This window comes from Rhizobacter sp., assembly GCF_031412075.1.
Taxonomy (GTDB): domain Bacteria; phylum Pseudomonadota; class Gammaproteobacteria; order Burkholderiales; family Burkholderiaceae_C; genus Rhizobacter.
In genome coordinates this window covers 1-6,603 of the sequence record NZ_JANOCG010000082.1, presented here as the reverse complement: position 1 = coordinate 6,603, position 6,603 = coordinate 1, and the positions used below count along the sequence as shown (strand labels likewise).

The window sequence follows — 6,603 nt, the reverse complement described above, 5'->3', positions numbered from 1 at the left end:
TTATGCCTTCATCAACATGGGCGTGCTGGCCGCGCTGGCCGGCCTGGTGTTTGCTGCGCGGCTGAACACTGCCACACCCAAAGCCGGCCTCGGCTTCGAGCTCGACGTGATCGCGGCCTGCTTCATCGGCGGAGCTTCGGCCTCCGGCGGAGTGGGCCGCGTGATGGGCGCGGTGATTGGTGCTTTCATCATGGGCGTGATGAACAACGGCATGTCCATCATGGGCATCGGCATCGATTACCAGCAGGTCATCAAGGGGTTGGTGCTGTTGGCAGCGGTGTTCATCGACGTGTACAACAAGAACAAGAGCTGAGACAGGACACAAGAGACACCACATGGTCTACCGCGAATGCCCCCATGCCGGTTGCCCGCAGCCCATGCTGCGACTCAACGGCGTTTCCAAGTCGTTCTTCGGCGCGAAGGCCTTGAGCGAGGTCAGCCTGCGCCTGTTTCCAGGCGAGGTACATGCGCTGATGGGACAAAACGGCGCTGGCAAGTCGACGCTGATCAAGGTGCTGACCGGCGTGTACCCGGCCGACGCGGGCGAGATGAGCCTGGCCGGCCAGCCGATCACACCCGCGTCGCCGCAACACGCGCAGGCGCTGGGCATCAGCACGGTCTACCAGGAGGTGAACCTGTGCCCCAACCTCAGCGTGGCCGAAAACATCTTCGCCGGGCGTTACCCGCGCAAGGGTGCGGCAGGCGCCTGGCGCATCGACTGGGCGCTCATGAACACCCAGGCCGCCGAGTGGCTGGCCAAGCTCAACCTGCACATCGACGTGACCCGCCGGCTCGACAGCTACGCCGTGGCGGTGCAGCAGATGGTGGCGATCGCGCGCGCCTTGAGCGTGCAAGCCAAGGTGCTGATCCTCGACGAGCCCACCTCCAGCCTCGATGAAGACGAGGTGGCGCGCCTGTTCGACGTGTTGCGCCGCTTGCGCGGTGAGGGCATGGCGATTCTTTTTGTCACCCACTTCCTGGAGCAGGTGTACGCCATCTCCGACCGCATCACCGTGCTGCGCAATGGCGAGCTGGTGGGTGAGTACCCGGCGCGTGCGCTGAGCCCGTCGATGCTGATCACCGCCATGATCGGCCGCGAGTTGGAGCGGCAAGGCGAGGTGGCGCCCAAGGCTGCAGCCGCCGAAGGCGTGACACCGCTTTTGCGCGCACAAGGCCTGGCCCAACGTGGCCAGCTGCAACCCATCGACTTGAGCCTGCACGCCGGTGAGGTGGTGGGTCTGGGCGGCTTGCTGGGGTCGGGGCGCACCGAGCTGGCACGGCTGCTGTTCGGCCTGGCCACTGCCGACCAGGGTGAGCTGCAGGTCGACGGCCGCACCGTCTGCTTCAAGTCACCGGCCGATGCGGTGAAGCACGGCCTCGGCCTGTGCCCCGAAGAGCGCAAGACCGATGGCATCGTGGCCGAAATGTCGGTGCGCGAGAACATTGCGCTGGCCTTGCAGGCGCGGCATGGCCTGGCGCGCTTTCTCTCGCGCGATCAGCAGGCCGAGCTGGCCGAACGCTTTGTCAAGGCGCTGGGCATCAAGACCGCGAGCATCGACACCCCCATCGGCCTGCTCTCGGGTGGCAACCAGCAAAAGGCCATGCTCGCGCGCTGGCTGGCGACCGAGCCTCGCCTGCTGATCCTCGACGAACCCACACGCGGCATCGACGTGGCGGCCAAGCAGGAAATCATGGACGAGATCCTTCGCCTCGCCGAAGGCGGCATGGCGGTGCTGTTCATCTCGTCGGAGATGAGCGAGGTGGTGCGTGTGTCGCACCGCATCGCCGTGCTGCGCGATCGCCGCAAGGTGGGCGAGCTGCCTGCCGGCAGCAGCGAGCAAGCGGTCTATCACCTGATTGCGGCGGACGCATGAACAACCTGTTCAAACACCGATTGGCATGGCCGGTCGTCACGCTGCTGTTGCTGCTGATCCTCAACGCGAGTTTCAACACGAGCTTCCTGCACCTGGAGTGGCGTGATGGCCACCTCTACGGCAGCCTGATCGACATCCTCAACCGCGCCGCGCCGCTGGTGCTGGTGTCGCTCGGCATGACGCTCGTGATCGCCACGCGCGGCATTGACATCTCGGTGGGCGCCACCGTGGCCATCACCGCGGCCATTGCGGCGTGGATGATCGGCGGCGCACTCGTGATGACCGATGGCGTGGCCACCCACACCAGCCGCTTCCCGATGCCGGTGGCGATTGCCGCGGCCCTGGGCGTGGCGTTGTTGTGCGGCCTGTGGAACGGCGTGCTCGTGGCCAAGGTCGGCATGCAGCCCATCATCGCCACGCTGATCCTGATGGTGGCTGGGCGCGGCATCGCCCAGCTCATCACCGACGGGCAGATCATCACCATCTACTACGCGCCGTACTTCTTCATCGGCAGCGGCTACCTGCTGGGCCTGCCGTTCTCGCTCTTCATCGCGGCCGCCGTGTTCCTGCTGCTGTGGTGGGTGGTGACGAAGACGGCCTTGGGTCTGTTCATCCAGGCGGTGGGCATCAACCCCGCAGCGGCGCGCGTGGCGGGGGTGCGGGCGCGGCTGATCACGCTGTGGGTCTATGCCTTCTGTGGCCTGTGCGCGGGTGTGGCGGGCTTGCTCATCAGCTCCAACGTGAAGAGTGCCGACGGCAACAACGCCGGCCAGCTGATGGAGCTCGACGCGATCCTGGCCGTCACGCTCGGTGGCACGGCGCTCACCGGCGGGCGCTTCAGCCTGGCCGGCAGCGTGATCGGCGCGCTCATCATCCAGACGCTCACCTACGCCATCTACTCGCTCGGCGTGCCGCCCGAGGTCAACCTGGTGGTGAAGGCGGCGGTGGTGTTCGTGGTGGTGCTGTTGCAGTCGGCCGAGTTCAGGCAGACGGTGCGCGGCTGGGTGTTTCGTGCGCCGGTGGGAGCCAAGCCATGAGCGCCACGCCATCACCCAGCACCGTCATTCCCGCGAAGGCGGGAATCCAACGGCGTTCGTGGATCCCCGCCTTCTCGGGGATGACGATGGACCCGAAGTACCTGCCGCTCAGCGTCACCATCGCGCTCTTCTTTGCGATGGCCACGGTGGGCTCGGTGGCCTACACCGGCTTCTTCTCGCCGCAGGTGTTTCTCAACCTGCTGATCGACAACGCCTTCCTGTGCATCGTCGCGGTGGGCATGACCTTCGTGATCCTGTCGGGTGGCATCGACCTCTCGGTCGGCTCGGTGATCGCGCTCACCACCATGGTGTCGGCCTCGCTGGTCGAAAAGCACGGGTGGAGTCCGGCGGTGGTGCTGCCGTTGGTGCTGTTGATGGGCACGGCCTTCGGTGCGCTGCAGGGTTTTCTGATCGAGCGTTTTCGGTTGCAGCCCTTCATCGTCACGCTGGCCGGCATGTTCCTCGCACGCGGCCTGTGCTACCTGATCAGCGTCGACTCGATCAGCATCACCCACGCCACCTACACCGAGATCTCGCAATGGCGCATCCCGGTGTGGGGCGATGCGTCGCTCTCTGTGGGCGCGGTGCTCGCGCTGGTGGTGGTGGCGGTGGCCATCTTCATCGCGCACTACACGCAGTTCGGGCGCACGGTCTACGCCATCGGCGGTAGCGAACACTCGGCGGTGCTGATGGGGTTGCCGGTCAAATCCACGATCGTCGGCGTCTACACCTTCAGCGGCTTCTGCTCGGCGCTGGCCGGTGTGGTGTTCACCTTCTACATGCTCTCGGGCTACGGCCTGCATGCGGTGGGGCTGGAGCTGGATGCGATTGCGGCGGTGGTGATCGGAGGCACGCTGCTGACCGGCGGTGTGGGTTATGTGGCGGGCACCTTGTTCGGCGTGTTGATCCTCGGCATCATCCAGACGCTGATCATGTTCGACGGCACGCTCAGCTCGTGGTGGACACGCATCGTCATCGGCGGGCTGCTGTTCGTCTTCTGCCTGCTGCAGCGGGTGTTCGAATCAAAACGCGTGAGGTGAGGGCATGGCACGCGGGCTGATCGGCATCGACTGGGGCACAACACATCGCCGTGCCTACCTGCTCGGCATGCAGGGGCAACTGGTCGCCGAATACAGCGACGACCAGGGCTTGCTGGCGTCGCAGGGGCGTTTCGCGGAAAGCTTTGCCGCCGTGCTGGCGCGCTGGCCCCACGGTCTGCCGGTGCTGATGTCGGGCATGGTGGGTGCGGCGTCGGGCTGGCAGGAAGTGCCCTACCTCGATGCCACCACACCGCTCACCACGCTGACCGAGCGGCTGATGCCCTTGCGCGCCTCACCGGCGGGACGCGCCTGTGCCATCGTGCCCGGTTACCGCTGGCGCGGAGGGCCTGGCCAAGTCGACGTGATGCGCGGTGAAGAAACGCAGCTGCTCGGCGCGCTGGCCCTCGGCCACGGCGACGGCTGGTACGTGCTGCCTGGCACACACAGCAAGTGGGCAAGGGTGGAGCAGGGTGCAGTGAGCGTGTTGCGCACCTACATGACCGGCGAGCTGTTCGGCCTGCTCGGCCAGCACGGCACGCTGGCCAGCATGGTGGACACAAGCGCCCACCACGCACCGGCCTTTCATGACGGCTTGCAAGCGGCCACACAAGGCGTGCTCTCGCAAACCCTGTTTGGCTGCCGTGCCCGTGTGGTGGCGGGTGACATGCCGGCCGCCCATGCGCGGTCGTACCTCTCGGGCCTGTTGATCGGCGCGGAGTGGGCCGACGCCGTGCAGCGCACGCCCGGTCTGCCGCAGGTGACGCTGATCGCAGCCGACCCCCTGGCCGAGGCTTACAAGACAGCGGCCCTTCACCACGGCTGCGCGCTGAGCGTGCTCGACCCGCGCGAGGTCTATCTGGCTGCGCTGTGGGCCTTGCGTGAAGGGCTTGCCACATCGTGAACGACCTGCATCGTTTTCAACCCCCGCTGGTGGCGATCTTGCGCGGGCTCACGCTGGCCGAAGTGCAGCCGCTGGGTCGCGCCTTGTTCGACGCCGGCTTTCGCATCGTCGAGGTGCCGCTCAACCGGCCCGAGGCGCTGGACTGCATTGCCGCGCTCAGGGCCATGGCGCCGGCCGACGCGCTGGTGGGCGGTGGCACCATGCTCAGCGCCACCGACGTCGACAACGTGCATTCGGCAGGGGGCCGGCTGATGGTGGCGCCGAATTGCGAGGCCGACGTGATCCGCCGTGCCAACGATCGCGGCATGCTGGCCGCGCCCGGCGTGGCCACGCCCAGCGAAGCTTTCAACGCATTGCGCTGGGGTGCGCACGCGCTCAAGCTGTTTCCGGCCGACATGGTGGGCCAGGCGGGTCTCAAGGCCTTCAAGTCGGTGTTGCCACCGGGTACGCCGCTGTGGCCGGTGGGGGGTGTCACACCCGAAGGCATCGCGGCGTGGGTGAATGCCGGCGCCACCGGCTTTGGCATCGGCAGCCAGTTGTTCCAGCCGGGTGTCTCGCCGCAGGTGCTGGCGAGCCGTGCGCAGGCCTTCATCGCCGCCTGGGCTGCCGCAGAATAGAAGCGCCCGACGCCTGGTTCGGGTCGAACCGGGAGTGCGGGTCAATGGACCAAGTGGATGCCGTCGTGGTCGGTGCGGGCGTGGTGGGCCTGGCGATCGGCCGCGCGTTGGCACAGCGCGGGCTCGAGACTCTGGTGCTGGAAAGCGAAACCGCCATCGGCACCGGCATCAGCTCGCGCAACAGCGAGGTGATTCACGCCGGCCTTTACTACCCTGCCGGCTCGCTGAAAGCGCGGCTGTGTGTGCAGGGCAGGCAGCAGCTGTATGCGTTCTGCGAATCTCACGGCGTGCCGCACCAGCGCTGCGGCAAGCTGGTGGTGGCCACCGACGAGAGCCAGCTTGCCGGGCTCGATGCGCTGATGGGCAAGGCGGCAGCCAATGGCGTGCACGACCTGCGGCGGCTCGGCGCGGCCGAGGCGCTGGCGCTCGAGCCGCAGCTGGCTTGCGTGGGTGCCATCTTGTCGCCTTCCACCGGCATCATCGACAGCCACGCTTTGATGCTGGCCCTGCAAGGCGACCTGCAGCGGGCGGGCGGTGACGTGGCCTTGTCGTCGCCGGTGCAGCGCATCGTCTGCGGCGCGGGCCGGCATGTCTTGCAGGTGGGTGGTGACGAGCCGATGGAGCTGGCCGCACGCACCGTGATCAACGCGGCGGGCCTGTGGGCGCCGCGTCTGGCGGCTGCCACCGAAGGGCTGGGCCCGGCTCATGTGCCGCGCGCTCATTTCAGCAAAGGCAACTACTACGCGCTGGCCGGCCGGGCGCCGTTCTCACGGCTCGTCTACCCCTTGCCGCAAGACGCCTGGTTGGGTGTACACCTGACGCTCGACCTGGGCGGGCGGGCACGTTTTGGCCCCGACGTGGAGTGGCTGCCCGATGAGGTGGCCGACGCGCCCCTCGACTACGTGGTTGACCCCGCACGCGCTGCCGGCTTTTACGCCGACGTGCGCCGCTATTGGCCAGGCTTGCCCGATGGCGCTTTGCAGCCGGCCTACAGCGGCATGCGCCCGAAGATCCACTCGCGCGATCAACCCGCGCCCGACTTCCGCATCGACGGGCCGCGCGAGCATGGCGTGGCGGGCCTGGTCAACCTGTTCGGCATCGAGTCGCCAGGGCTCACCTCGTGCCTGGCCCTGG

Annotated in this window: 7 protein-coding genes; all 7 read left to right on the top strand. The window is 67.2% G+C overall.

The genetic code is table 11. The annotated features are described in order from the left end of the window. The coding region (locus RMO40_RS03130) for an ABC transporter permease subunit (RefSeq protein WP_489660095.1) at positions 1-313 on the top strand (313 nt) is incomplete at its 5' end. A 22-nt stretch (positions 314-335) separates the two neighbouring features. After that, the gene (locus RMO40_RS03125; RefSeq protein WP_309716191.1) at positions 336-1,874 is read left to right on the top strand and encodes an ATP-binding cassette domain-containing protein; all 1,539 of its coding nucleotides are present in this window, start codon (positions 336-338) and stop codon (positions 1,872-1,874) included. Then, complete coding sequence (locus tag RMO40_RS03120) at positions 1,871-2,911, top strand: ABC transporter permease subunit (RefSeq protein WP_309716189.1); 1,041 nt, start codon at positions 1,871-1,873, stop codon at positions 2,909-2,911. Before RMO40_RS03125 ends, RMO40_RS03120 begins: the two co-directional genes overlap by 4 nt. Before the next feature lie 80 nt (positions 2,912-2,991). Then, positions 2,992-3,951 carry a galactofuranose ABC transporter, permease protein YjfF gene (yjfF, locus tag RMO40_RS03115; protein ID WP_309716195.1) on the top strand — a complete coding sequence of 320 codons (960 nt, stop codon included), beginning with the start codon at positions 2,992-2,994 and terminating at the stop codon, positions 3,949-3,951. A gap of 4 nt (positions 3,952-3,955) precedes the next feature. Beyond that, the gene (locus tag RMO40_RS03110; RefSeq protein WP_309716185.1) at positions 3,956-4,852 is read left to right on the top strand and encodes a 2-dehydro-3-deoxygalactonokinase; all 897 of its coding nucleotides are present in this window, start codon (positions 3,956-3,958) and stop codon (positions 4,850-4,852) included. Then, the gene (locus RMO40_RS03105) at positions 4,849-5,469 is read left to right on the top strand and encodes a 2-dehydro-3-deoxy-6-phosphogalactonate aldolase (protein ID WP_309716183.1); all 621 of its coding nucleotides are present in this window, start codon (positions 4,849-4,851) and stop codon (positions 5,467-5,469) included. The genes RMO40_RS03110 and RMO40_RS03105 overlap by 4 nt, the downstream gene beginning before the upstream one ends. A 44-nt stretch (positions 5,470-5,513) precedes the next feature. Next, the coding region (locus RMO40_RS03100) for an NAD(P)/FAD-dependent oxidoreductase (RefSeq protein ID WP_309716181.1) at positions 5,514-6,603 on the top strand (1,090 nt) is incomplete at its 3' end.